Origin of the sequence: Acinetobacter sp. ACNIH2, from assembly GCF_002934965.1 — a bacterium.
Lineage (GTDB): Bacteria > Pseudomonadota > Gammaproteobacteria > Pseudomonadales > Moraxellaceae > Acinetobacter > Acinetobacter tandoii.
In genome coordinates this window covers 3291779-3317029 of the sequence record NZ_CP026412.1, presented here as the reverse complement: position 1 = coordinate 3317029, position 25251 = coordinate 3291779, and the positions used below count along the sequence as shown (strand labels likewise).

Annotated in this window: 27 protein-coding genes; 11 read left to right on the top strand and 16 right to left on the bottom strand. The window is 38.0% G+C overall.

Going from position 1 to position 25251, the window contains the following annotated elements; genetic code table 11:
* Positions 1–44: 44 nt before the first annotated feature.
* The gene (locus tag C3F34_RS15795; protein ID WP_104442062.1) at positions 45–731 is read right to left on the bottom strand and encodes a nitroreductase family protein; all 687 of its coding nucleotides are present in this window, start codon (positions 729–731) and stop codon (positions 45–47) included.
* Between the two features lie 172 nt (positions 732–903).
* Positions 904–2007: a signal recognition particle-docking protein FtsY gene (ftsY, locus tag C3F34_RS15790; protein WP_016166265.1), complete on the bottom strand. Its 1104-nt coding sequence runs from the start codon at positions 2005–2007 to the stop codon at positions 904–906.
* Positions 2008–2184: 177 nt separating this feature from the next.
* Here ftsY and C3F34_RS15780 point away from each other — a divergent pair, with 177 nt between their 5' ends.
* Both C3F34_RS15780 and C3F34_RS15775 read left to right on the top strand, forming a co-directional pair.
* Positions 2185–3567: a M16 family metallopeptidase gene (locus C3F34_RS15780; RefSeq protein WP_416333058.1), complete on the top strand. Its 1383-nt coding sequence runs from the start codon at positions 2185–2187 to the stop codon at positions 3565–3567.
* 3 nt (positions 3568–3570) lie between these two features.
* Entirely contained in the window at positions 3571–5166 is a 1596-nt protein-coding gene (locus C3F34_RS15775) for a M16 family metallopeptidase (protein ID WP_044740460.1), read from the top strand.
* A gap of 335 nt (positions 5167–5501) precedes the next feature.
* On the opposite strand, the gene C3F34_RS15770 is transcribed toward C3F34_RS15775, so the two are convergent.
* A complete protein-coding gene (locus C3F34_RS15770) occupies positions 5502–5864 on the bottom strand; it encodes a hypothetical protein (protein ID WP_044740459.1) in 363 nt (120 codons plus the stop codon).
* Between the two features lie 219 nt (positions 5865–6083).
* Here C3F34_RS15770 and C3F34_RS15765 point away from each other — a divergent pair, with 219 nt between their 5' ends.
* The 3 genes from C3F34_RS15765 (at position 6084) to C3F34_RS15755 (ending at position 7399) form a co-directional block, all read left to right on the top strand.
* Complete coding sequence (locus C3F34_RS15765; RefSeq protein WP_016166270.1) at positions 6084–6317, top strand: hypothetical protein; 234 nt, start codon at positions 6084–6086, stop codon at positions 6315–6317.
* A gap of 136 nt (positions 6318–6453) precedes the next feature.
* Positions 6454–6828 (top strand): DUF2750 domain-containing protein, encoded by a 375-nt coding sequence (locus C3F34_RS15760; RefSeq protein WP_044740458.1) that lies wholly within the window; start codon positions 6454–6456, stop codon positions 6826–6828.
* Positions 6829–6967: 139 nt separating this feature from the next.
* Entirely contained in the window at positions 6968–7399 is a 432-nt protein-coding gene (locus tag C3F34_RS15755; protein ID WP_016166273.1) for a CBS domain-containing protein, read from the top strand.
* 60 nt (positions 7400–7459) lie between these two features.
* On the opposite strand, the gene trpB is transcribed toward C3F34_RS15755, so the two are convergent.
* From trpB to C3F34_RS15710, 9 genes are all read right to left on the bottom strand, one after another.
* Complete coding sequence (trpB, locus tag C3F34_RS15750) at positions 7460–8668, bottom strand: tryptophan synthase subunit beta (protein ID WP_016166274.1); 1209 nt, start codon at positions 8666–8668, stop codon at positions 7460–7462.
* Between the two features lie 69 nt (positions 8669–8737).
* On the bottom strand, positions 8738–9925 hold the full coding sequence (locus C3F34_RS15745) for a vWA domain-containing protein (protein ID WP_104442060.1): 1188 nt from the start codon (positions 9923–9925) through the stop codon (positions 8738–8740).
* Positions 9926–9938: 13 nt separating this feature from the next.
* Positions 9939–10790, bottom strand: coding sequence for an AAA family ATPase (locus C3F34_RS15740; RefSeq protein WP_044740456.1), 852 nt, complete (start codon positions 10788–10790; stop codon positions 9939–9941).
* Between the two features lie 20 nt (positions 10791–10810).
* Positions 10811–11194 (bottom strand): hypothetical protein, encoded by a 384-nt coding sequence (locus C3F34_RS15735; RefSeq protein ID WP_044740455.1) that lies wholly within the window; start codon positions 11192–11194, stop codon positions 10811–10813.
* 20 nt (positions 11195–11214) lie between these two features.
* On the bottom strand, positions 11215–11517 hold the full coding sequence (locus tag C3F34_RS15730; RefSeq protein ID WP_026441167.1) for a YcgL domain-containing protein: 303 nt from the start codon (positions 11515–11517) through the stop codon (positions 11215–11217).
* A 132-nt stretch (positions 11518–11649) separates the two neighbouring features.
* Complete coding sequence (locus C3F34_RS15725) at positions 11650–12792, bottom strand: ribonuclease D (protein ID WP_044740454.1); 1143 nt, start codon at positions 12790–12792, stop codon at positions 11650–11652.
* 240 nt (positions 12793–13032) lie between these two features.
* Complete coding sequence (recR, locus tag C3F34_RS15720; protein WP_044740453.1) at positions 13033–13629, bottom strand: recombination mediator RecR; 597 nt, start codon at positions 13627–13629, stop codon at positions 13033–13035.
* Positions 13630–13685: 56 nt separating this feature from the next.
* On the bottom strand, positions 13686–14015 hold the full coding sequence (locus tag C3F34_RS15715; RefSeq protein WP_016166281.1) for a YbaB/EbfC family nucleoid-associated protein: 330 nt from the start codon (positions 14013–14015) through the stop codon (positions 13686–13688).
* Positions 14016–14053: 38 nt separating this feature from the next.
* On the bottom strand, positions 14054–15241 hold the full coding sequence (locus tag C3F34_RS15710; RefSeq protein WP_104442059.1) for an O-succinylhomoserine sulfhydrylase: 1188 nt from the start codon (positions 15239–15241) through the stop codon (positions 14054–14056).
* Between the two features lie 143 nt (positions 15242–15384).
* Between C3F34_RS15710 and C3F34_RS15705 the strand changes: the two genes are divergently transcribed.
* Together C3F34_RS15705 and C3F34_RS15700 are read left to right on the top strand one after the other, a co-directional pair.
* Entirely contained in the window at positions 15385–16476 is a 1092-nt protein-coding gene (locus C3F34_RS15705; RefSeq protein ID WP_104442369.1) for an alpha/beta fold hydrolase, read from the top strand.
* Positions 16477–16486: 10 nt separating this feature from the next.
* The gene (locus tag C3F34_RS15700) at positions 16487–17359 is read left to right on the top strand and encodes an NAD(P)-dependent oxidoreductase (protein WP_044740451.1); all 873 of its coding nucleotides are present in this window, start codon (positions 16487–16489) and stop codon (positions 17357–17359) included.
* A 128-nt stretch (positions 17360–17487) separates the two neighbouring features.
* Here the strand turns inward: C3F34_RS15700 and C3F34_RS15695 are convergent, their stop codons facing one another.
* A complete protein-coding gene (locus C3F34_RS15695) occupies positions 17488–17904 on the bottom strand; it encodes a hypothetical protein (RefSeq protein ID WP_158654368.1) in 417 nt (138 codons plus the stop codon).
* Between the two features lie 250 nt (positions 17905–18154).
* Here C3F34_RS15695 and C3F34_RS15690 point away from each other — a divergent pair, with 250 nt between their 5' ends.
* The 3 genes from C3F34_RS15690 (at position 18155) to C3F34_RS15680 (ending at position 20254) form a co-directional block, all read left to right on the top strand.
* Positions 18155–18424 carry a YARHG domain-containing protein gene (locus tag C3F34_RS15690; RefSeq protein WP_016166286.1) on the top strand — a complete coding sequence of 90 codons (270 nt, stop codon included), beginning with the start codon at positions 18155–18157 and terminating at the stop codon, positions 18422–18424.
* A gap of 43 nt (positions 18425–18467) precedes the next feature.
* Positions 18468–18887 (top strand): HIT family protein, encoded by a 420-nt coding sequence (locus tag C3F34_RS15685; protein WP_104442057.1) that lies wholly within the window; start codon positions 18468–18470, stop codon positions 18885–18887.
* Between the two features lie 251 nt (positions 18888–19138).
* On the top strand, positions 19139–20254 hold the full coding sequence (locus C3F34_RS15680) for a porin (protein ID WP_104442056.1): 1116 nt from the start codon (positions 19139–19141) through the stop codon (positions 20252–20254).
* A gap of 40 nt (positions 20255–20294) precedes the next feature.
* On the opposite strand, the gene C3F34_RS15675 is transcribed toward C3F34_RS15680, so the two are convergent.
* Positions 20295–21695 (bottom strand): methylenetetrahydrofolate reductase C-terminal domain-containing protein, encoded by a 1401-nt coding sequence (locus C3F34_RS15675; RefSeq protein ID WP_104442368.1) that lies wholly within the window; start codon positions 21693–21695, stop codon positions 20295–20297.
* A gap of 149 nt (positions 21696–21844) precedes the next feature.
* The gene (locus C3F34_RS15670) at positions 21845–22315 is read right to left on the bottom strand and encodes a DUF6231 family protein (protein WP_104442055.1); all 471 of its coding nucleotides are present in this window, start codon (positions 22313–22315) and stop codon (positions 21845–21847) included.
* 31 nt (positions 22316–22346) lie between these two features.
* Between C3F34_RS15670 and C3F34_RS15665 the strand changes: the two genes are divergently transcribed.
* Positions 22347–23219: a DUF2797 domain-containing protein gene (locus tag C3F34_RS15665; protein WP_104442054.1), complete on the top strand. Its 873-nt coding sequence runs from the start codon at positions 22347–22349 to the stop codon at positions 23217–23219.
* Between the two features lie 52 nt (positions 23220–23271).
* On the opposite strand, the gene C3F34_RS15660 is transcribed toward C3F34_RS15665, so the two are convergent.
* Positions 23272–25140, bottom strand: coding sequence for a SurA N-terminal domain-containing protein (locus tag C3F34_RS15660; protein WP_104442053.1), 1869 nt, complete (start codon positions 25138–25140; stop codon positions 23272–23274).
* Between the last annotated feature and the right edge of the window lie 111 nt (positions 25141–25251).

Below are 25251 nucleotides of genomic sequence, written 5' to 3'. Positions count from 1 at the left end.
TAACAAAATTTGCTTCATTAAAGCCTAAACGGAATTGTCACTCTTTATTTAAAAACTAAAAATTCTGCTTCTTTATTGGTAGCTTCTAGATGTTCAGCATCTTGTTCAACAGAACCAAATACCAATTGAGTTTGCAATTTCCATTTTGTGCTTATTTTTAAGTATTGCATAACCTTGTAATCAATTGATGGGTTGTAATAATTAAAGTTTGCTCCTATTCCTATTTCTGCCAAAGCCATCCAAACCGCATACTGCGCCATTCCTGAACTCTGTTGTGACCACAATGGTAATTCTGCCGAGTTTAAAGGGGAATTCTTTTGCAAGTTTTCAATGACTGTTTGATCTTCAAAGAATAAAACCGTCCCATAAGCCGCGCTACATTTTTGAATTTTTGTTGCCGTTGCAGAGAATAAATGTTCAGGTATTTGAGTTTTTTGAATCTCTTGCACCAAATGCCAGAAATCTTTATGTGCTTTGGAAAATAAAATAACGATACGTGTAGTTTTCATGTTCAATGCAGATGGACAATTTAGAACCGCTGCCTGAATTAAATCGATTAAGTATGCTTGATCATGTGCTACGCGCTTGCCTAATTGTTGTATACAGCGACGTTGTTGTAATTGTAGTAGATAACTAGACTCTCTTGGATCCGTTTCATTTTTTCTATTAAAAATTAAGTCTGTTGTAATTTCAGTCGTTAGCACTTGGCTAAGTTTATCTAATAGTGCCATTGATTACCCCATAAAACCGAATATACATATTTTTTTTAAGGGTTTTATTTTAACGCTAAATTTTCGGAAAAAAACTATTTATCGCAAATAAACTGTTCTCTTTTAAATCAAATAGATACCCTAAAAAAGACAAACTCCGCATTTTGCGGAGTTTGTGTGAAATACACTACTTTTATTTTTCCGTTTCAAACAATGCAGCTACAAATGATTTTGCAGAGAATGGTCGTAAATCATCAATTTTTTCACCGACACCAATAAAGCGAATTGGAACATGTGTACGACTTGCAATATTAAATAGAACTCCGCCTTTTGCTGTTCCATCTAATTTAGTAATCGTAATACCTGTAAGACCAACAGCCTCATCAAATAACTCGACTTGGTTAATCGCATTCTGGCCCGTGCCTGCATCGACCACTAACATAATTTCATGTGGCGCTGTAGCATCAATTTTTTGCATAACACGTTTAACTTTCGTCAACTCTTGCATTAAATGGCTTTTGTTATGTAAACGCCCAGCCGTATCAGCAATTAGAACATCTACCCCTTTTGCACGTGCACTTTCAAAAGCATCAAAAATAACAGAGGCACTATCTGCTCCATGACCTTGGGCAACGACAGCGATATTGTTACGCTCCCCCCAAATTTGTAATTGCTCAGTCGCTGCTGCACGGAAAGTATCCCCTGCGGCAAGCATGACTTTCTTACCCTCACCTTGCAAACGCTTAGCCAATTTACCAATAGTGGTGGTTTTACCTACACCATTTACGCCCACAACCAAAATTACAAATGGATTTTTATTTGGATCAATATGTAAGGGCTTAACACGTGGAGCCAACAAACTTACCAATTCTTCCTGTAATGCTTTATACAAAGAATGTGAGTAAATTAAATCACCACGCGCAGTACGCTCTGTTAAATTCGCGATAATTGTTTTGGTCGCATCTACACCAATATCTGCAACTAAAAGCTGCTCTTCAACTTCTTCGAGTAGTTCGTCATCAATTTCTTTACCGCCGATCAAAATATTGACCATACCATCAGCAAAGTTTTTACGGGTTTTGGTTAACCCTTCTTTCATTCGGCTAAAAAAGCCGCCTGTTGGCTTTTCGGTAGTTTGCTCATCAGAATCTTTTTGAACTGGTGTAACAATTTCTTCAGCTTTTGGCGTCTCAATAATAGGCACATTTACCGCAGGTAAACTTGGTAAAGTTACATCATCATCCCCAATATCAGCATCAATCAAAAATTTATTTTGCCCAGTAGATTGTTGTTGCATGCCGAATCCTTTGAAAAGCAGCGTGTTAAAAGTTAATAATTTTAGCATAAAAGATAAGGATTTTCTTTATCTTGCCGTAGCGTGTAAATCAGCTACAAAAAGCTACACCCTTGTCTTGCTTTTATACGCAATTTTCTTAAAAATGAATGTAAATACCAAGGCCTGTGAGTTCCTTAAGTGTTTGGCAAAAATAATAATAAGCACCTAGAAAAACCGTCTATATTCGCAGGTATATTACTTTTCAGTTGTTCAATTTATTGTTCTCCCATTTATGCACAACTTGAAAACAATCAGACACATTTAATCTCAAAATATATTTTAGACAATGGCCTGAAAGTAATAATTCGTGAAGACCATCGTTCACCTATGGTCATGACACAAATTTGGTATGCCGTTGGCAGTAGTGATGAATCAGGAAATCAGCTTGGTATTTCACACGCTTTAGAACATATGATGTTTAAAGGTACAACCCGAGTACCTAATGATGAATTTACCCGCCTAAGCCGTCTCTACGGTGGCAGCGTGAACGCAGCAACTTTTACCAACTACACCAATTATTATCAGCTCTACCAAAAAGATTTTTTAGCTTTAGCATTGGAATTAGAAGCTGATCGGATGAGTAATTTACTGCTCAGACAACAAGATTTTGATACTGAAATTAAAGTCGTAATGGAAGAGCGACGTCAAAGAACCGATGATAATCCACGTGCCCTTGCATCGGAACGGTTTAGATGGATTTCTTATCCAACCAGTCATTATAGACAGCCTGTAATTGGCTATATGAAAAATCTCAACACTTTACAATTAAATGATCTCAAAAAATGGTATGAAGACTGGTACGCTCCCAATAATGCTATTTTAGTTATTGTTGGTGATATAGATACAAAACAAACGCTTCATCAAGTAAAACAATACTTTTCTTCAATTACAGCAAAAACACTCCCCCAAAGAAATGATGTTCAAGAATATACAAATATTGGCTATCGCTATATGGAGGTTAAACTTCCCGTACAAGTGGCAAATCTCTTTTTGGCTTGGAATGTTCACTCCTTAGCCACTGCGCAAAATCCACAAGATGTCTATGCGTTGGTGATGATCAAAAATATACTGGATAGCGGAATAACTTCACGTCTACAAAATAATTTAGTCCGTAAACAGAAGTTAGCAACATCGGTTAGTGTATCTTATGATCCATATAATCGTGGCGATAGTCTGTTTAGTGTTACAGCTCTACCTGTTGAAGGAATTTCACTTGAGGAGATTGAAAAAGCCTTATTGGCTGAAATTGAAAATCTTAAAAACACCCCAGTCTCTAATGACGAACTGAATCGTGTAGTGACACGATATATGGCTGATTTTATTTATAGTCAAGATGATATAGCTGGACAAGCCCGAATGATTGGAACATTGGAGGTGAATGGATTGAGCTATCAATTAATCGATCAATTACAACAACACTATGAATCAGTTACCCCCGAAGATATTCAACGCGTAGCGAATACTTATTTCAACCAAAACAATTTAAGCAACATGCATATTCTCCCTGATCAGAAAAAATAACCAATGGAGAAGAAAATGTGGAAATTTCATTTATGTATTATCAGCTCTTTTTTATGTCCACCTGCTAGTTTTGCCGAGGTTGCACCAAGCACGCAATCAACAAATGAGTTCAAATCAATTACTCAGCTACAAAGCCTCAAAAATATTCAGGAAAACCCACATCAAACCGCACCTTTCGTACATGAATTGAATAATCGCTTTCATGTTCGATCACTGTTTGTAGAATCTCCAACTCTACCCATGGTGGATATTCAACTGACATTTAATGCAGGTTCAGCACGTGACTCGGAAATAGGATCTAATCTTTATGGTTTGTCCAACATGGTGGCACAGCTAATAGATGAAGGAACCAGCAACTATACGGCGGAAGAAATTATTTCTACTTTCGAAAGTGTTGGAGCAAAATTCAGCGTAGCGTCATATCGAGATATGTTTATTATCAAATTAAGAACCTTATCTGACCCTGAAAAGTTACAACCCGCAGTGGCAATGATGCTTGACATGTTGAATCATTCAACCTTTCAAACGCCAAGTATTGATTTGATGCTCAGTAATAGAGCAGTGGGGCAAAAACAATTAAAAGAAAACCCAGAGCATATGAAAAATATTGTTTTTTATCGCACTTTATATGGGAAACACCCTTATGCCGAACCGATTACAGGAACTCAAGCCAGCATTAAACGCATTACGCCTGAAAATTTGATCGAGTTCCGCAAGCAATTTTTAGTACGTAATAATTTGAACATTGCAATTACTGGTCAATTAAATCCAAAAGAAGCATTAAAACTGTCTGAAAAAATAGCCAAGCAATTACCCGCAGGAAACAAGGCTAATGCCCTTCCAACCCCCAATATTCGTACAGATTTTAACATTCGGCATATCCCTTATGCTTCAAGCCAAGCACATATTATTATGGGTGAAATTGGAACGACTCGTGATGATCCTGATTATTTAGCGCTACTACTTGCCAATCGTATATTCGGCACAGGTGGATTCAATTCTATATTAAGCCAAGAACTACGCGTAAAACGCGGACTAACCTATGGTGCTTATAGTAATTTTAGTTTTATGCAAGTCGCTGGTCCTTTTAGCTTAGGCTATTCTACTGAGCAAGAACATTTATTAGAAAGCATTCAAATTGCACATCAAGCCTTAGTCAATTTCATCCATACTCCGATTGATAAACAACAGCTTGAACAAGCAAAATTGGGCATGATACGAGCTTTTCCAAATCACTATAGTAGCAATGCCGCGATTAATGCTCAGTTAGGTGCTATTGGTTTTTATCATTTACCTGCTAATTATTTAGACTACTACACTGAAGAATTAAGTAAAGTTACCGCTACTCAAGTACAAGGTGCTATTCAAAAGCATTTACATCCAGATCGATTAACGATCATTATTTTTAGCAAAAAATTAGATAAATCTGCCTTAGAGCAAATTCTACAAAATAATTTAAATGACAATGAAAAACTCATTCCAAACGAAGCAGCACGACCAAAATTCAACGAAGCGTCTCGTCCGCCAAAGGAGGAAGCTCCTGCGCCTGATTTTTCTCCACATGATACGCCCGCATCAGTTTCAGGTAATGACCAATAGTAATCTGATGCTTATACAAAAGCTGATCTGCCATATCTTGAGTAGAAGGATAATAAGCTTGTCGAGATAACTGCTTGATTTGATGATATTGCTCTGGTGTGACAGGTCTAAATAATGCAAAAGTGGCCAAAAAAAGAATTGCCCCAATAATCAGCAAGACCAAGAAATAATATAAATTCTCTAATTTGAATTGATTTAAAAAATGAATAATTTTTTGCTTTGCGCTATGCATACACTACCTCGAATGAGTAGGTAGTGTAGGTTGACAACAATAGAATCTCAAGTTTATTTGCCCAGTCTTAACCTCAACTGGCTAAAAATGGGCAAATTCTGTCTTAACCGCTTGTAATATTACGGACTACAGCAAAATAAAGGATAAAAGCAATTAACGCTAATGCCAGTACAATGGTAAATACGCCTACACCATGTTCTGCATCTGCAGGATGTAAGTCCTCATCATCAGCAATTCTACGCAGCTCCCCATCATACATTTTATAAAATTCAACTCGCTGTTGCGGCTCTAATGTTCGTGTAAAATCATAAACACGTTTACGTTGAGCTAAACAATATTCCCCCAAATGAATCTCATTATGAAAAACAGCTTCATCTAACTGTTGACGATGATAATGAGCCAATTCAATAATTTTTTCCGCATTGAGTGGCAAATCAAAAGTAAAACCATCTATTGTATTTGTCATATTATTCTCCTTTTAATTACAGTATCCTGTAGTTCCATCTTAATAAAAAAACTTTTTGACTATTGTTTAATCATGTAACTTGAATTTATTTAGACTACCCCCATATCTTATTTGACTTTTCACTTAATCTGTAATATTAGTTTAATAATACTTAGTTAAATTAGTATGAAGACTATAAAAGTCGAGCTGTGCAATCATAATTACAATAAGGAGTTATCTATGATTCAACAAATTTCTCATCATGAGTTAGAACATGTGTATGCTAATGCGGTAAACACAATTCAATCACAAATGAACTTTTCAGAAGCAGTTTTACAGTTGGAAGATGCTGCCCGTGCAGGTCATGGTAAAGCAGCAATGTTTTTAGCTGAACTTTATTACCAAGGTTTTCGTGTAGAACGTGATTCTCTTAAAGCTCAGTACTGGCAGAAAATGGCCACAATGCAAGCATAATGAAACGTCACTTAGGTGGCGTTTTTTTTTGGGCTTTATTTAAAAAAATATTTACTTACGATTTTTCGCAAAGCTTACACTGAAATTTAACATGATATTTTTACAATAACCCATGACTTCACAAAGTTTGTCCAATATGAAACAAATTAGTCAATTACAACCGATCGCGAAAGACTTATTTTTTAAAATTACTGTTCTTAAATCCATGATGTACTGCGGTGTGTTGTGGGGTTTATATAATGACGGCTGGGCAATCATGTCCGACCAAGATGATTTTATTTTTCCATTCTGGATGAATAGCGCTCAAGCATATAAATACGCAGAGGTACATTGGCCGAGCTATACACCTCGCAAGATTACCCCTACCGATTTTCAAAAATCGTTGCTTCCAACTTTAACTCGACTCAAAGTCATTCCTGCGCTATGTAATTCTTCTAGTCAAAAATTTAAACTCACCACTCAGCAAATGCGACATTTTTTCTTTGCTGATGTGCAATTACAGCCCGCTTAAAGCAAATTAAATTAGGTGTTTACACTTAACACCTAATTTTTTTAATTTTATGCAATTTATGACTGCTTAGGTATTTGCATTTTGCATATTTCAAGTTAAGTTAAAAGTCAAACAATAAACAACATCAGAGATGAATAATATGACTAAAGTTGTACAAGTCCTTCAAGATAAATCCGAACAGTCAGTTTTTACAATTCGTCCAGATTCAACCGTATTTGAAGCCATTACACTTATGGCAGACAAAGGTATTGGTGCTTTAGTGGTAACACAGGACGAAAAAGTCGTTGGTATTATTTCCGAACGTGATTACACTCGTAAAGTTGCATTAATGGAACGCACTTCATTTACAACCAATGTCAGTGAAATTATGACGGCCACTGTATTGACCGTAACAACCAGCACCAGTATAGAAGACTGCCTGGAGTTAATGACTGTTCGCCACCTACGCCACTTGCCTGTGGTTGAGAATGAACGACTGATTGGCTTAATTTCAATTGGTGACTTGGTAAAAGCAGCGATGGCAGATCAGAAAAACTTGATTGAGCAATTGCAGCAATATATCTCTGGTTAATCAAATATCAGCCCATATAGAAAAAAGGTCAGCGCTTGCTGACCTTTTTAAGTGTACGTTTTAATTGAGACCAAGTTTGTCTGCAACATAATCAGAATCTTTATCACCACGACCTGATAAATTCACCACAATTTTCACATCTTTAGGTAATTTAGGTGCTTCTCGTAATGCCCATGCGACTGCATGTGAGCTTTCTAGTGCAGGTACAATCCCTTCAACACGCGACAAAGTCATAAACGCATCTAAACACTCTTGATCGGTTGCTGTTGTATATTCAACACGCCCTAAATCTTTAAGAAAGCTGTGTTGTGGTCCTACACCAGGATAGTCCAAACCAGAAGCAATTGAATGTACAGGTAAAGGCTCACCTTGTTCATCTTCCAGCACATAACATGCCATACCATGAATTTGACTTGGTTTACCTAAAGTTAAAGTTGCAGAATGCATTGCTGTATCTAATCCATGACCAGCAGGCTCAACACCAACTAATTTCACCTCAGGATCATTTAAGAATGCAGTAAATGCACCAATTGCATTGGAGCCACCACCTACACAAGCCACAACATAATCAGGACTTTGCCCAAATCGGTCTTGGGCTTGCACTTTAATTTCTTTACCAATAATACTTTGAAAATCACGCACCATTTTCGGAAATGGATGCGGACCAACAACCGAACCAATCGCATAAATATAATTTTTTGGATCGTTTAAATATTCTTCAAAAGCACTGTCTACTGCATCTTTAAGGGTCGCGGTCCCACGTGTGACCGAAACCAGTTTCGCCCCGAGAATCTTCATTTTCACAACATTTGGATGTTCTTTCTCAATATCCACCTGTCCCATATGAATTTCACAAGGAATTCCAACTAAAGCACAGGCTGTCGCCAAAGCCACGCCATGTTGCCCCGCGCCTGTTTCCGCGATGACTTTAGTCTTTCCCATGTACTTAGCAAGTAATGCTTCACCAAGACAATGGTTAATTTTATGAGCACCCGTATGGTTCAAATCTTCACGCTTTAAATAAATTTGCGCGCCACCCAATTGCTCAGACAAACGTTTCGCGTGAAATAAAGGGCTAGGACGACCTACATAGTTTGCAAATAAGTCCGCCAACTCATTTTGAAATTCTGACGTATGACGAATTTCTTCATATGCCAAGTTAATTTCATCCATTGCTTCTTTAAGATGCGGAGGAATAAACTGACCACCATAAGGCCCAAAGAAACCTTCGGCATTTGGTAAATCTACCCCATTAATTTGATGATTCATCGCTTATCCCCCCTTTATCAGATTTATTATTTATCAAATATTTAATACTTACTTAGAAACATAAAATATTTAACGTGCTAAGTATTTGGTTAAATCCTCTACCCCTTTTAAGGTCATCGGATACATATGCTGCTCAAAAATCTGTTTGATTGCACCAATGGTCTGCGTGTAATGCCAATAATTTTCTTCTTCAGGATTTAGCCAAGCCGTTTTATCAAAATGCTGACGTAACCGATGTAGCCACACCTGCCCCGACTCATCATTCATATATTCGACCGAGCCTCCAACCGAATTAAGCTCATAAGGTGCCATACTTGCATCACCAACGACAATTACACGATAGTCTCGCCCATAAGTATTGAATAAATCCCATGTGTTCATGCGTGTATTTGAGCGACGTACATTATCTTTCCAGACATAGTCATACAAACAATTATGGAAATAGAAATACTCGAGTGTTTTAAATTCTGTTTTGGCTGCACTAAATAATTTCTCACATTGCGCAATATGAGAATCCATTGAGCCACCCACATCAAACAACATCAAGACTTTAACGCGGTTACGACGTTCAGGCACCAATTGAACATCTAAAATACCCTGCTTTGCCGTTTCTTTGATGGTGCCATCAATGTCCAACTCCTCGGCTGCACCTTGGCGAGCAAACTTACGCAAACGGCGTAATGCCAATTGCATTTGACGTGTCCCCAAAATCTGCTCATCATCCAAATTACGGTATTTGCGCTGTTCCCAAACCTTTACCGCAGACCGCTTCCGACTTGGACCACCAATACGCACACCTTCAGGATGGTCTCCATAAGCACCAAAAGGAGATGTTCCTCCCGTACCAATCATTCGATTACCACCTTGATGCTTTTTATGTTGTTCGCGTAATCGCTCTTCCAACATTCTCATCAATTCTTCGAGAGAACCTGCTTTTTTAAGTTCTTCACGCTGCTCTGGCGTAAGGTGTTTTTCTAATAATTCTAAATCGAACCAATCTTTGGGTAACTGCTGAACTTGATTGAGTAACTCATCCAAGTCAAATGTTGAAATACCGTCAAAATAGTCCTTCATACCCCGATCAAATTTATCGAAGAAACGCTCATCCTTCACCATAATGGTTTTGGCAAGCTGATAAAACTCTTCTTGATCGGCAAATACTAAGCCTGATGCAACCGCCTCATTCAGATCAATGAGCTCTCGTGTAGACACAGGCACACCATATTTACGTAAAGTATAAAACAAGCGCACAAACATGCGTGTTTCTCCTTTAGCGACGCGACATAAAGGCTAAACGCTCAAGTAACTGCACATCTTGCTCGTTTTTAATTAATGCACCATAAAGTGGTGGAATGGCTTTAGTTTTATCATGGTTACGCAGTACATCTTCAGGCATGTCATCTGCCATTAACAGGCTTAACCAATCAATCAATTCAGAGGTTGAAGGCGGTTTTTTTAGCCCAGGAACCTGACGTAATTTAAAGAAAACTTGAAGTGCTTCATTTACTAATGCTGTTGAAACCTGCGGGAAATGCACATCAATAATTTCACGCATGGTTGCTTCATCTGGAAACTCAATATAATGGAAGAAACAACGACGCAAGAAAGCATCAGGCAATTCTTTTTCATTATTTGAGGTGATGATGACAATTGGGCGTTGAGTCGCGGTAATGGTTTCGCCTGTTTCATACACAAAGAAAGACATTTTATCGAGCTCATGCAATAAATCATTAGGAAACTCGATATCCGCCTTATCAATCTCATCAATCAACAACACGCAGCGTTCTTCACTGGTAAATGCTTCCCACAACTTACCCGGTTTAATGTAGTTCTTAATGTCGTAGACACGGTCATCACCCAACTGGCTATCACGTAAACGCGAAACTGCATCATATTCATACAAACCTTGCTGTGCTTTGGTTGTCGACTTGATGTGCCATGTGATGAGTTTTAAACCTAAGCTTTCTGCAACCTGCTCTGCCAATAAAGTCTTGCCTGTTCCTGGCTCTCCTTTAACCAATAATGGCTTTTGCAATGCACGCGCAGCTTTCACTGCTAGCTTTAAACTATCAGTCGCAATGTACTGACTTGTACCCGTAAATTGTTGAGTATCAACAGACATAAGATAACCTTATTTTTTATTTAAAGTGGTGAACTTTTCTTGTTAACTACAGGAATTCCGCGTTTATCACTGTACTTAGACCAGCAATACCCAACGATCAAACCCAAACCCAGAACACATAAAATTGCAGATAAATTAAACCAAATGAGCGGGTTTTCTTTAGTCAGTATGCCAAACATCAAACCAAAAAATGCAGGCGCAATCGAAGCATTTGTCCCTTCAGAAACCGTTGGCGTTAGCATCAAGGCAAAAACAACCATCCAACTAATACCGCCAAATGGTTTTGGCAAGCGTTTCGCTATTGCATACCAGCACCATAAAATAATGATGCTACCTAACAAATACACACTCACTGCAATAGTATCTTCAGGAATTGTGTCTAAAATTGAAAATAAATTATCCATAGTACAACTCCTGAATGAAATTAAGCGCCACGCAAGCCTTCTGGGGCTACAGCATTCGGATTAATTAACCCTTCTGGTGGCATTTGAATGAAGAAACCGTTGGTTTGTATCGAATCCATTACATGCAATACATTTACACGTGCCAATTTGCGTGTCTCAGATAACTCAATATGCATCACGAATGTAGCACGACCAAAAGCAACTCGCAGCGCTTCAGGAACAACGTCTAATGGATTAGATGCTTCTGCATCATTTTCAGAAGGACGAGCAACATAAAGGTACATCTCGTCTTTTTTGCTCGATTTATAGATTGAACAATGCATGTTTAGAACATTACTTAACTTAGAAAATACAGCGCCAAGCATACAACAAAAAATAATCTGATTCAGTAGTGATTATTAACGCAGCAGTCGTCAATTTGTCTAAGTGTCAATTCTTTAAACAAATCTGAGTAACTATTGGGCGACTTGCATTTGTGTCGATAAATATTGCTGATCGTCGTGTAATACTTGAATAAGCGGCTTGGTCAAAAGCTCATAACGCCATCCTAGTAAATAGTTTGGTAAATCCTGCTCATCATGACCCGACACGACATGTTGGTAAACAGCATTAAGCCACTTTTTACGCAATAAAACTTCCTTTGGAACTGCTGTTTCATTGACCACTTTTTGAATGACAGTATCGACCTTATTGCCAATTTCTTTAGATGAATGGCGGATTGGGCGTGCCATACGCAATGGCCATTCTTCTTGAGCAGGTAAAAACTTCAATAAGTCTAAAATGGTTTTCCCATGTTCACGTAGAATGTTTTGACGAATATCTTTGACATTACACAATTGAAAATGATTTTTCGGATTTTTCTCGACCAAATCAATCATGGTCGAATTTTTAAGAATAAAGCTACGCGGCTGATTGAGTGCCTTAACCATTTGCTCACGCCAAACAGCCAATTGCTGTAATTGCATCAGCTCACGGCGTGAATGACGATAATTTCCAATATCTTGATAAAGCAAAGCCAATGGCGTTTCTTGACCAATTTCATAGGTTAGATTTTGACAATCTTCCTGAGCAAAATCTAATAAATACTTTTCTTGTAATTCTGATCTGACTTTTTGTGCCAAAGCCATGATGTACAGTACATCATTCGCAGCATAATTGAGTTGTTCTGGAGACAATGGACGCGCCAACCAATCTGAACGGGTCTGATCTTTATCAATATCCACATTCAACATTTGTTTCAACGCATTTTGATAACTGACTTGCAAGCCATGACCTAAAAATGACATCCCAATTTGGGTATCAAAAACATTACTGAGTGACTTGTCTTTTGCGTAATGATAAATTAAATCAATATCTTCGCCGCAAGCATGAAACACATTCAATTGCGCAGTAAAGATTTTTTTCCAGAATAATGTGAGATCTAAAGTCGTCCCATCTAATAAATAGACTTGATTAGCAACGTTAATTTGGAACACACCAAGCTTTGGCCACAAGGTATCCACTTTAATAAACTCTGTATCAAGCCCATAAATGGAATTTTGATCCATGATGGACAAAAAGTTATTGAAATCTGTTTGGTGCTGAATAAACTGAAACATACTGCCGAGTCTAGGAATAGATTCTCTAAAAAGATATCTTACCTTATATATAACAATTATCTATAAAAATTTTAAATTTCTGTTAAATAATTATTTTAAATTTTAGTACATAAGCTCTATTTATCTGTTTATTGATACTTTTTTTATATTATTAATTTCCTAAAAATATACTGATCGTTAAAATATCTTTCAAAATTTAAAGGACTATTCCTCTAAAATGGACATGAAACAAGTATTTACTTATTTCATGCGCATACGGTTGTGTACAGCCTGACTCAAAGTATGACTATCCACATATTCCAGCTCACCACCTTGTGGTACGCCTTGTGCAATTCTTGTCATATGGACAGGTAAATGCTTACAAGCTTCAACCAAATAATGTGCAGTTGCTTGACCTTCAACGGTTGCGTTGGTTGCAAGGATCACTTCTGTAATCTTGCCATCAGTTAAGCGCTGTACTAAATGAGGAATGCCTATTTCGTCTGGTCCAATACCATCGAGTGGTGACAAATGCCCACCTAAAACATGATATTTGCCTCGAAAACTTCCACTTTGCTCAATGGCCATCACATCCGCAGGAGACTCTACCACACACAATAGCTGGTCATCACGCTCGTTAGAAAGGCAGATATCACAGACTTCTTCTTCTGTAAGTGAATGGCACACACAACATTCATGAATATGATTGGTTGCTTCGGTCAAAGCATGAGCTAAACCTACTGCACCTTCCCGATTTTTCATAATCAGATGCAATGCCATACGTTGTGCAGACTTTGGCCCCACACTCGGTAAAATTCTTAAAGCTTGAACTAATTGTTCAAATCGATCACTAAACACGATTATTCCTATATAAAAATACCTCCCTAAAAAGGGAGGTAAGAAACCACTTAGGATTAGAACATCCCTGCAAGACCTGGTGGTAGACCCATGCCTGAACTTGCACCTTTTAGACGCTCTTCAGAGATTGCTTCTGCCTGACGTGCCGCATCATTCATTGCAGCAGCAATCAAGTCTTCAATCATATCTGGATCGTCTTGTAACAATTCAGGGTTAATCTCAATACGCTTCACCACATTACGGCAAGTCATTGTCACTTTAACCAAACCACCACCTGCTTCAGCATGAACTTCGGTTTGTGCAAGCTCTTCTTTGGCTTTTTTAAGATTGCCTTCCATTTCTTTTTGCATGCGTTGAGCTTGCTGCATCAACATATTAATGTTCATAAAAGTCTCCGAACAATATTTAAAAACTAACGCTCAATTTAAATCAGATTTAAACCACGGTTTAAATCGCGAATAATATCATCAATGTCTTCTAAACCGACTGAAACACGGATTAAACTTTCACGAATACCCGCCGCTTCTTTTGCTTCAGGCGAAAGCTTACCATGAGTCGTGGTTGCGGGATGGGTAATTGTTGACTTCACATCACCCAAGTTACCTGTTATTGAAATAAATTGGGTACTATCGATGACTTTCCAAGCCTCTTCACGCCCACCTTTTACTTCAAAAGATACAATACCACCAAAGCCAGTTTGTTGTTTTGCTGCAAGCTCATGCCCCACATGTTCAGGCAAACCTGCATAATAGACTTTTTCAACTTTATCGTGCTGTTTAAGATATTCAGCTAACTTTTGCGCACCTTCAGAGTGTGCCTTCATGCGCAAACTTAAAGTTTCCAAACCTTTGAGGAATACCCACGCATTGAAAGGACTCATTGATGGGCCTGTTGTACGCACATAACCAAAAACCTCCTCAAGAAGTTTATGACTCCCCACGACAGCACCACCCAAGGCACGACCTTGACCATCTAAATACTTTGTTGCCGAATAAACAATTAAGTCGGCACCAAACTGAATTGGGCGCTGTAATACAGGCGTACAGAAGCTATTATCTATCGCAAGTAATGCATTATTTGCATGTGCAATATCTGCCAAGGCCTGAATATCTGCCACTTCTGCTAAAGGATTTGATGGAGACTCCACAAATAAAAGCTTAGTGGTCGGTTTAACCGCATTTTTCCAAGCTGACAAATCCGTTAAATCTACAAAATCGACTGCAACACCAAATTTAGCCACATACTTTTCAAATAATGAAACTGTAGAACCAAAAACAGCGCGGGAACAAATCACGTGATCCCCTGCTTTTAAAAACGACATTGCCACTGCCATAATTGCAGCCATACCCGAACTGGTTGCAACTGCACGCTCAGCACCTTCCAAAGCAGCTAAACGTTTTTCAAACATCGATACAGTTGGATTGGTAAAGCGCGAGTAAATATTTCCTGGTTCTTGTCCAGAAAATTTGGCCGCAGCTTCAGCCGCATTTTCATAAACAAATGATGAGGTTAAAAAAATTGGCTCGCCGTGCTCACCCTCAAAACTACGCGTATGACCAGTACGAATCGCTAATGTATCGAGTTGATATTCAATGTCGTCTTGTTGGCTCATTTCTACGATTCAGTTCTCAGAACTGCCTTTGTGAATAATTGCCAACATTTTGAGCGTCTACGCTATTTCAGGTCAAGGTAAAATATAAAATTATCGTTTAGACTTCGAGCAAATCTTCAGGTAGGCCAATTAAAATGTCCGCGATGACACAACTAAAACAACGGATCGCCAGTCAGAAAGTCCGACTTAAAAACTTATCTACGCGCATCTTCAAGCAACATTCACTCATTTTGTCCGAAAGTACGCCTTTTGAAATTGTGGCACACAATGATTATTCTAAAGTGCGTTATTACCCTGCTGTCTCAAATCGTTATCTCGAACCGCTAGTTTTTGTTGCACCTTTTGCCATTAATATGGCGATATACGATTTGTTTCCTTATCGGTCTTTAGTAAAACATTTTCAAAATCAAGGTTTTGATGTGTATTTAGTGGAATGGAACCACTTTCGTTTCCGTGACCGACATATTCACTTCCTCACCATTATTGATTACGCACTTCCTGACTGTATTAACAAGATACGCAGTCATGCTCAATCTGAGCAAATTTCACTATATGGCTGGAGTATGGCAGGCATTTTTGTTTTACTTTATAGTGCTTTACGACAGCCTAATTTTGTAAAAAACTTAATTATTTTAGGCAGTCCTATTGATAGTTATGCTTCTGGATTCATTGGTAAAGTGAATCAAAATATGTATCGACTGATCCAAAAAAATACAACACTGCATCAATTCTTATTTTCAAGCCATATTCCCAAAAAATTTACTCATACGCCAGGGCGCTTAAATTCAATTGGTTTTAAAATTCTGGACCCTAAAGGTTGGTATGCAAGTTATAAAACCCTTTTGAACAACTTAGATGATTTGGAAACCATCAGTGAAAATGCCACGATTAGTCAGTTTCTCAATAATATGATTGACTACCCTGGTGGTATCAACCAAGACATGATTTTTAAAATTTGGCTGAAAAATGAACTAAAATATGGGGTTATTCAGCTTGAAGATAAACAAATCAAATTAAATTCAATTACTTCATCCTTATTGATTGGCGCAGGTCAAACCGATCAACTTGTTACAGAAGCAGCAATAAAACCATTATGCGAATTGACAAACAGCCAAGATGTCACGTTTACTCTTATCCCCGGAGGACATTTGGGCTTAATGTCAAATAAGGCAAGCGCTGAACAATTTTGGCCCAAACTCACTTCGTGGCTAGAACAAAGATCGACAAAGATATAAAGGAAAAATCATGATTCATTCAGTTGCTTTTATCGGTTTAGGTGCTATGGGTTATCGTATGGCAGCTCATCTCCCTAAACATTTTGAAACCGTTTTTGTTTGGAATCGTAATTTTTCCAAGGCCGAACAACATGCAACTGAATATGGAACCCTTGCTGTTTCTTTACAAGATGCAGTTCAGGCAGACATTATTTTTTCTTGCCTTCCAACAAGCCAAGATGTTGAAGCGCTTATTTCTGGATTAGCGTTAAAAGCAGGTAGTATTTGGATTGATTGTACAAGTGGTGTACCAGAGTCTGCTAAAAATTTGGCAGAAGCTTTACAAACACAACAAGTGACTTTCTTAGATGCTCCTGTAAGTGGTCAAACGATTGGCGCTGAAAATGCCACACTGACCGTCATGGTAGGTGGTGATGCAGAAGCGTTCGAAAAAGCACTCCCTGCCTTGCAAGCGATTGGAAAACTCATTAAGCATGTGGGTAACTCAGGTGCTGGTTTCGCTGTGAAAGCGGTGAATAACATGCTTCTTGCAGTCAATCTTTGCTCAGTTGCCGAAGGCTTTACCACTTTAAAAGCACATGGTGTAAATTTGGGTGAAGCACTAGATTGTATTAATGCCTCTAGTGGTAAAAGTGGTGTGACTGAGACCGTATTACCGCAACGTGTTTTAAACCGTAGTTTCCCGCTTACCTTTGCTTTACCGTTATTGGCAAAGGATACTGGAATAGCATTAGATTTGGTCCGTGATGCTAAACTTTCAGCACCTGTAATTGCATTGACACAAAGTCTCATACAAGCAGCAAGTGATCTTTCGCCTGCAGAAAGTGATTTTTCTAGTGCAGTAAAATTATATGAATCTTGGAGCAAAATTACGTTGGAATGATTTGGTTTTTTATAATCAAAAGTTTATTTTAAATTTAATAAAAATCCCTACTTAACATAGTGGGGCTTTTTTATTTTTATAATTTTAACAAAATCAAACATAACCAAATTGGCTAATACCGCAATCTTTTAATCAAATAATTTTGACCAATTGGTCGCCAGATGCTGTTCATTCTTTTCTACCACAACTCCAGAGGTTGTAATTCTCATATTTTCAGCCGTGATAACCAATTCTGGTACAGTTTTGTTAAATTCAAAAACAAATTGATACTTATCATTTCCTAGATCTTTAACTTCGTAATCAATTATGTAAAATTGCCCGCAACTTAAATCATTCGTAATACTGAATTTATCAATTGAAGCATTTTCAAATGTCACTAAGGCTTTCTCAAGCGAATATTGCTCCAATTCACAATCAAAATCAGAGAAGATATGGACATATAAAATAACATCGAATTTCCATAATTCTGGATTCCAATCAAGTAAGAATCCGTACAATCTGGCATCATGTAAAGCCCCAAGATATTTATAAAAATTTTCAATCATGTCATTCCCCATAACAAATTCAAAAAAGTCCAACATAACGTTGAACTAGAGACAATAACAATTAAAGTTAAATGAGTTAAATTTTTATTATCAATTTAACTTTATAAAATTATTGATATATATAACTTTTGCCTATCATGTTGAGCAAAAGTACGCTAGAGTAATTTATTGCCATTGAAGATGACAAATTAAACCCAATATTGTAATAAGGTATTAAACATATACTGTTACAAACCGTGAGGAAACTCTTATGAGTAAGTTGCTTATTGCTTGTCTTGCTGGTCTATCAACCCTTATTGGTGCAAATACTTTGGCCGCTACGCCAGAGCAAGAGTGTCAAAAACTCAAGAATGATCATGATGTGATCTATGCATCTAAAGGTTTCTGTTTTAAAGACCCTGAAGCAAAAGCAAAGTTTGGTAATGACAATTGCTATACTACCAAACCTAAATTTTCAGACAAAGAGCAGCAACGTCTTGACGAAATCAAAGCTCGTCAGAAAGAATTAAATTGTAAATAACCACCAAGCTTCTCCCTAAATGGAGACTGTTAAAGGAATAATTATGGCTTACGATGATCAAAATATTTTTGCAAGAATTCTTCGTGGAGAGCTTCCTGCAATTAAAGTCTATGAAGATGATCAGGTTCTTGCTTTTATGGATATCATGCCGCAAGCTGAAGGCCACACCCTAGTCATTCCTAAAACTCCAGCTATAAGCTTACTTGATCTTCCTGCCGAAGCTGCCGCATATACCATTCAGGTCACACAAAAAATTGCACGTGCAATTGAAAAAGCACTGGGTGTAGATGGCATTATCTTAATGCAATTAAGTGGAGCACCTGCTGGACAAACTGTTCCGCATGTCCATTTCCATCTCATTCCGACCAACGTGCATCATTTAGGTAAGCACGCTGCACAAATGGGTGATCAAGAAAAGATTAAAGCTCAAGCTGAAAAAATTAAAGCTGCTTTAGAATCTTAAGTTGATAAACTACAAATTAAATGGAGCCCGTTGGCTCCATTTTTCATTTAAGAGAAAAAGTAAAACAAAAACTGAGCGTTATCCAATCACATCGCGTCATCAAACTGTCATTTAGTTTTCACTTTGCTGTCACAAAGTTTACAGATACTGCATAGCAAGTTGGTGAGCTATGTAACGAATTGTACAGAAGCGAGCTGAAAATAAGAGTTTGTAGGCACTTGCCATAAAAATCGTGTTTTGGAGAAATCTCAATGAAAAAATTGCTACTTGCTGCAGCAGTGACAACTTTAAGCTTAAACGCAGCACAGGCAGCGCCAACATTGTACGGTAAACTAAACGTATCGATCGACAATGTTGATAACAAAAGTTTTGATGGCAAGAGTGATGTAACTGAAATCAACTCTAATGCTTCTCGCTTTGGTATTAAAGGTGAAGAAAAGCTAACAGAAAAATTATCTGCAATCTATTTAGCAGAATGGGCAATCGCAACTGATGGTTCTGGTTCAGACACAGACCTTAGCGCACGTAACCGTTTCATTGGTTTAAAAAGTGATGGTATTGGTGCATTAAAAGTAGGTAAATTTGACTCTTACTTCAAGACTGCGGCTGGTAACAATCAAGATATCTTCAACGACCACACAATTTTAGATATCACTAATACCATGTATGGTGAAGAGCGCTCAAACAACGTCGTTGGTTTTGAATCTGACCCTAAATTACTTGCTGGCTTATCATTCAATGTAATGTTCCAACAAGGTGAAAGCTCTTCTAGCGTAGTAGCGGGAACAACTGGCAATAATGACAAACGTGATGGCTTTGGTGATGCAGTTTCAGCTTCATTAAACTATGAAAATAAAGATTTAGGTCTAGCCCTAGCAGTTGCTGGTAACTCTGGCATTCAAGGTAAATACAATGCATATAGCTTAAAAGATATTTACTCTGATGCTTACCGCGTAACAGGTTCTTATGACTTCGCTTCAATTGGTGTGAAAGGTCTGGTACTTGGCGGTTTGTGGCAACATGCTGAACCAAAAGACGACTTAACTGCTTATGACACTGGTAAAAAAGATACAAACGGTCAAGCGATTCTAGCTAACTACAAAGGTCTAGAAGAAGATTCGTGGATTGCTGCTGTTACTTACAAAATTGGTAACACTCCTTTTGCTGTAAAAGGACAATACCAATCAGCAAAAACTGCACGTGATGGTCATGATGATCGTACTATTGACCAGTATGGCATCGGTTTAGACTACAAAATTAACAAGCAAGCACGTTTCTACGGCATCGTAGCGCAACAAAAACGTGATTGGTTAAGTGATGACGACAAGCGCACTGTCATTGGTACAGGTATGGAATACAATTTCTAATCCTCACCAATTTTATAAAAAACACGCTTAGGCGTGTTTTTTATTTGGGATTAAACCAATTCACCCAAGAACTTGTGCCACGTAATTCTATAGGCACTGTGTCAATTAAGCGTTCTTTTAATATTGCTATTTGGTTAGTCTGCTCTGCCAAACGTGCTTTAACCGAGTGAATACATTCGCGATCTCCAAATTCACACCGATCTAAATTAGTTCCACCACAAGGACCATTTGCCAAGCCTTTGGGACAAGTTTCAGGGCAAATATATAAGGTGTCCGCTAGACGACATTGACCACAACTTTCACAACCTACCACACCATGTTTAGACATGTATTCAGACTTTATAAGTAATTTGTTGGCAAATTGCCCCGACCAAAGCTTAGGATTAAAAAGTTTGCGTCCTACGTTCCTCGCAATCTTGGAATCAAACATTGAGTCATGCATAAACTGCATACTTTTATATTTGAGCATTTGCTCAGAAGACACTTTCTTTTGAAATACATCAGGTTTAGGCTTAAGCTCATCACCCGATTTCAATTGATGCAGTTCACTCCAAATCTGCATGCACCGCTCAAAACTAAAATCCTGAAAACGCTCAAGCGCCTGTTCTAATTTTTTTTGCTCTTCGGCCTTATGACAGGCAGATAAATGCACTCCAGCAAATCCCCAAAAACGACAAATTAAAATCTGCAAAGCACAACGTGCATAAACATTCTGTTCTGCAATGACAACATCTACACTCTGCTCGTGTTTAAGCAACTGTAAAAGATGCGGAGTCAAAACAATACCTGCAACTTTATGCTTAACCATGAATTCGGCTCGCGCCGCTGTTAATGGCATGACGCAGGCAAATAAATCCAAACATGAAGGCAGTTTATTTAAATATTGCTTGGCTTCTTTTAACGCGTCCAAATCAAAGCCTAACTGTGTGACAACATAGTCTGCCCCAGCCTGTACTTTCTTATCTAATTTAAAATATTGAGCATCGTGCTCAGCTTTTGCATATTTAAATGGATTCAGCGCCACCCCAACTTTTATTTGAGGCGCAAGCTTTTTGGCCTGCATTACAGCATTTACAGATTCTAAATAACGCGTCCGTGGCAAATTTACATCTTGACCATCTTGATGATGCTTTAACTTATCACCTGTCAGTAACAATACATTAGAATATCCTTGTTCCTGTATCGCCCGAATAAATTCATTAAAATCTGCTATGTCTCGCCCTTTACCCGAAAAATGTAAAATTTTTGGAATCTCAGCAGCATAATTTTGGGCAATAGCTAATGGCTCAGGATCATCATCACTACGTACACGATCAGCAATCGTCATGGTCACTGGGTAGCCAGCTATGCACGATGGCACAAGTTGTGCGTGCTTAGTCGGCAAGTATTCAAGAAAAATAGAAAAAGGCTGATTTTGCAAGGAATCAGTAAGTAAAGGCATCATATCAGGAAGATGTGTGACAAATGTCAAAAAAGAAAGCAGCTTATTATAAAAGATGAAAATGCTCATTGGCAAAATAAATAATGAGCTTGTACAAACTTAAAAAAAAGTACAAACTCATTTTTATAATTATTCCCCAAACGGAAAAATTACCAGCGAAATTTATTCCAGTTCTCAGGATTCGCCCAGTATTTAGAGTTAAACCAATCTGGGACATGTTTGTAATTTAGAATATTGAATTGCCAGATTGCCAAATCATTACCCTGTGCTGACTTTTCAATAAGTTGGGTAAAACCAAGCGAGCGCATTAATTTATTATCTTGCTCTGTCGCGACCACAACCAACTTTTTCGCCATTAAATCACGTAGCTTCACTAAAAATTGCGCCTTGGTCACATCTGATAAGCTGCTCATCTCTAAGTTATCTAATACAACAAAACCCAAATCATACCGCTGAGTAAAAGGCAGACTTAGCAACTCAGTTACGTTAAAATAAGCCCAACGAATTGATTGATTCTGGTCATATTGTTCTAAATTTTGGCCAATACACAATGCAGTTTGAATAGGCTGTTCCTGAGATAAATCGTCTAACATAGAAGTGATGACATTCTGTTCAGCCATAACTGCATCCTTAATATTGAGTGAGCTTTTCATGGAACTACAAGGCATTTGTCATAAAATGCAAGCAGGTCTCAAAGACCTTAGTGTAACTGATCAACAGACTCGCAAGGCAAATGTTGAATATAAATTTATCTTAGATCGTGCAGAAATTGAGCTTCCATTCAGTTTAGGTCAAGAAATTGAGTTGGAGTGGACTGGAAATATTTACTGTGTTTCTTGTGGCAGCAAAACACCGAAGTCTTATTCTCAAGGGCATTGTTTTAAATGTTTTAAAACCAAAGCATCTTGTGACATGTGCATTATGAAACCAGAAACCTGCCACTATCATCTAGGTACTTGCCGTGAAGATAGTTTCGCGCATGAAGTATGTTTTCAACCGCATATCGTTTATTTGGCTAATTCGAGTGCATTAAAAGTTGGAATTACCCGTCTTGGACAAATGCCTACACGTTGGTTGGACCAAGGTGCTACTCAGGCTCTTCCAATTATGAAAGTGGGTTCTCGTCGCTTATCGGGTCAACTCGAAATCATGTTTGGGACTCAAGTTGCTGATAAAACTGACTGGCGCAAACTTCTTAAAGGTGAAGCTGAACCTATCAACTTACTTGAAGTACGTGAGCAACTGATAGAAGAATTTGCACCTAAAATTCAAACCATTCGTGATGAATTTAGCCAAAATCTTGAATTTAACGAAAGCGTTGAACTACTAGAAAATGAACAACCTCGCGAGTTCATTTATCCTGTCGAACATTACCCTGAAAAGATTAAGTCACACAATCTAGATAAGACTCCGATCATCCGAGGGAAATTACAGGGTATTAAAGGTCAATACTTACTGCTCGATACAGGTGTGATTAACATTCGTAAATATACAGGCTATGAAATTATTCTTCGGGCTGAATAATCTTATAAGCATAAAAAAAACCAGCCTAGGCTGGTTTTTTTATCACTGTCGTCTATTTAATTTTCGCTTGGCTCTTTAAATATTGAGTGTAGTCATCAAGTTCTTGCTGACCACGAAGTTGTTGATAAAGCTTTGTCAATTCTGCCAACTGTTCTGGTTTCAGAGCATTTGCAGCAGTTTTGTTCACATTAGAAATCGCAACCACAACAAACTCATTTGGTAATGACGCTGTTGTTACTGACCACATGCCTGCTTTAGGTGCTGGAACACTGAATGCCGCACGTTCAATCTGGCGTTTTAAACCTTGTGAGCGCGTAAACACGCCTGCATCTTCAAAACTTAATTGACTTTTAGCAATTACTGTTGCAGCTGGTTGAGTTTTAAATTCTTCCAATGCTTTTTGAATTTTTGCTTTAGCCGCAGCCGTAGCTTTCAACTCAATCAATTTTGCTTTCACGCGCGCGCTTGCTTCAGCTAGTGTTTGTTCACCAGCTGCATGATAATCACGTACTTTTACCCAAACAACATCGCCATTAGCTAATTGGATGTTACTTGAAGCATTACGGTCACCACTTTTCACATCATCATTAAATAGTTTAGCTTTTACATTTGCTTCGCTTAAAACTGGATGCTGCATGCCTAAAGTTAGACCTTTAATTGATTGAACCTGCACACCTTTAACTTCTTGAGCTACAGTATCGAGCGCATCACTACCCACTACCATTTCATTCAAGTTATTTACAGTATCAGAGAATGCATTTGCCGTTTTCGCTTTTTGTACTTCAGCAATTAAACGTGGTTTTTCAGCTTCAAAAGATGGCAACTTAATTGCTGGCGCTTCAGCAGAAATAATGTGATAACCGTATTGGGTTTTCACTGGCGCTGAAACCTGACCTGATTTTAAAGACGCAACAGCTTTATCAAATGCATCTCCAAATACACCTTTATCATAGGCTGCAAGAACCCCACCTTTTGATTTTGAGTCAGTGTCATCAGAATACTTTTGAGCAGCATCAGCAAAACTCATACCTGCTTTAATTTGTGCAGCCACACTATCAGCTAATTTCTTCGCATCAGCATCTGAGCGCGAATCAGCAGTAATAAGAATATGCTTCACTGAAGGCTTAACTGTAGACTCTTGAGATTCAACAAATTTTGCATAAGCTTGTTGCAATTCTGCATCCGTAACCTGAGCATTTACCGCAGGTAAGTTCGTTGGGCTAAGCACCACAAAATCGACGTCGACACTTGCAACTTGTCTAAATGCATTTTTATGCTTGTTATAATAATCAGAAACTTCTTGCTGACTAACTTGAATGCCTTTTTTATAATCATCAAGTTTGATACTTGCCAAATGAATAGTACGTTGCTCAGTTTGCAAATTCGCAATTTGCTGAATATCAACCTTACTCACCAAGGCATAATCCATCACCATTGACGACATCATCTTCAAAGCATGATCTTGACGTAAATTTTCAATCAATGCCTGGCTTGTTAAACCCACTGATTTTAAATAATTCGCATAAAGCGCTTCAGAAAACTTGCCGTTTTCTTGCAAGCTTGGTTGTTGTGCAATCATTTGCTCAATTTGAGCATCGCTCAATGAAATGCCTAATTTTTCTGCTTGTTGTAATAATAAGTTACGTGCAATCAATGACTCTAAAGCTTTATCTTTAATAAAAGACTGATTCAACAAAGTTTCATCACCATTTACATAAGATAAGTACTGCTGACTATACGACTTCGTCGCGTTTTCCAGCTCTTTATTGCTAATTTCTTGCCCATTCACTGTTTTTGCAGTGTCCTTAGAACTACCACTACTAAAATATCCTTCAATACCTACAAGTGCTAAAGGGGTCAAAAACAAAATGAGCAAAACTTTGCCCAACCAGCCCTTAATAACTTTACGAAAAGATTCCATAAGTATTCCAATATTTTATTTGTGCCGCATTTTACCCGAAAACCTGATATGAATGAATGCGTTTAGACATCAAATCAGCATTATTAATAAAAAACGCGCCAAGGAGGCGCG

Excerpts from the sequence above, each read along its gene's own strand:
- C3F34_RS15685 (WP_104442057.1), top strand. The coding sequence starts at position 18,468 with ATGGCTTACGATGATCAAAATATTTTTGCAAGAATTCTTCGTGGAGAG.
- C3F34_RS15795 (WP_104442062.1), bottom strand. The coding sequence starts at position 731 with ATGGCACTATTAGATAAACTTAGCCAAGTGCTAACGACTGAAATTACA.
- C3F34_RS15690 (WP_016166286.1), top strand. The coding sequence starts at position 18,155 with ATGAGTAAGTTGCTTATTGCTTGTCTTGCTGGTCTATCAACCCTTATT.
- C3F34_RS15770 (WP_044740459.1), bottom strand. The coding sequence starts at position 5,864 with ATGACAAATACAATAGATGGTTTTACTTTTGATTTGCCACTCAATGCG.
- C3F34_RS15735 (WP_044740455.1), bottom strand. The coding sequence starts at position 11,194 with ATGGATAATTTATTTTCAATTTTAGACACAATTCCTGAAGATACTATT.
- C3F34_RS15725 (WP_044740454.1), bottom strand. The coding sequence starts at position 12,792 with ATGTTTCAGTTTATTCAGCACCAAACAGATTTCAATAACTTTTTGTCC.
- C3F34_RS15760 (WP_044740458.1), top strand. The coding sequence starts at position 6,454 with ATGAAACAAATTAGTCAATTACAACCGATCGCGAAAGACTTATTTTTT.
- C3F34_RS15715 (WP_016166281.1), bottom strand. The coding sequence starts at position 14,015 with ATGAACATTAATATGTTGATGCAGCAAGCTCAACGCATGCAAAAAGAA.
- C3F34_RS15705 (WP_104442369.1), top strand. The coding sequence starts at position 15,385 with ATGACACAACTAAAACAACGGATCGCCAGTCAGAAAGTCCGACTTAAA.
- C3F34_RS15665 (WP_104442054.1), top strand. The coding sequence starts at position 22,347 with ATGGAACTACAAGGCATTTGTCATAAAATGCAAGCAGGTCTCAAAGAC.
- C3F34_RS15695 (WP_158654368.1), bottom strand. The coding sequence starts at position 17,904 with ATGATTGAAAATTTTTATAAATATCTTGGGGCTTTACATGATGCCAGA.
- C3F34_RS15730 (WP_026441167.1), bottom strand. The coding sequence starts at position 11,517 with ATGCATTGTTCAATCTATAAATCGAGCAAAAAAGACGAGATGTACCTT.
- C3F34_RS15775 (WP_044740460.1), top strand. The coding sequence starts at position 3,571 with ATGGAGAAGAAAATGTGGAAATTTCATTTATGTATTATCAGCTCTTTT.
- C3F34_RS15675 (WP_104442368.1), bottom strand. The coding sequence starts at position 21,695 with ATGCCTTTACTTACTGATTCCTTGCAAAATCAGCCTTTTTCTATTTTT.
- ftsY (WP_016166265.1), bottom strand. The coding sequence starts at position 2,007 with ATGCAACAACAATCTACTGGGCAAAATAAATTTTTGATTGATGCTGAT.
- C3F34_RS15680 (WP_104442056.1), top strand. The coding sequence starts at position 19,139 with ATGAAAAAATTGCTACTTGCTGCAGCAGTGACAACTTTAAGCTTAAAC.
- trpB (WP_016166274.1), bottom strand. The coding sequence starts at position 8,668 with ATGAATCATCAAATTAATGGGGTAGATTTACCAAATGCCGAAGGTTTC.
- C3F34_RS15670 (WP_104442055.1), bottom strand. The coding sequence starts at position 22,315 with ATGGCTGAACAGAATGTCATCACTTCTATGTTAGACGATTTATCTCAG.
- C3F34_RS15660 (WP_104442053.1), bottom strand. The coding sequence starts at position 25,140 with ATGGAATCTTTTCGTAAAGTTATTAAGGGCTGGTTGGGCAAAGTTTTG.
- C3F34_RS15745 (WP_104442060.1), bottom strand. The coding sequence starts at position 9,925 with ATGTTTGTGCGCTTGTTTTATACTTTACGTAAATATGGTGTGCCTGTG.
- C3F34_RS15740 (WP_044740456.1), bottom strand. The coding sequence starts at position 10,790 with ATGTCTGTTGATACTCAACAATTTACGGGTACAAGTCAGTACATTGCG.
- C3F34_RS15710 (WP_104442059.1), bottom strand. The coding sequence starts at position 15,241 with ATGAGCCAACAAGACGACATTGAATATCAACTCGATACATTAGCGATT.
- C3F34_RS15700 (WP_044740451.1), top strand. The coding sequence starts at position 16,487 with ATGATTCATTCAGTTGCTTTTATCGGTTTAGGTGCTATGGGTTATCGT.
- C3F34_RS15755 (WP_016166273.1), top strand. The coding sequence starts at position 6,968 with ATGACTAAAGTTGTACAAGTCCTTCAAGATAAATCCGAACAGTCAGTT.
- C3F34_RS15765 (WP_016166270.1), top strand. The coding sequence starts at position 6,084 with ATGATTCAACAAATTTCTCATCATGAGTTAGAACATGTGTATGCTAAT.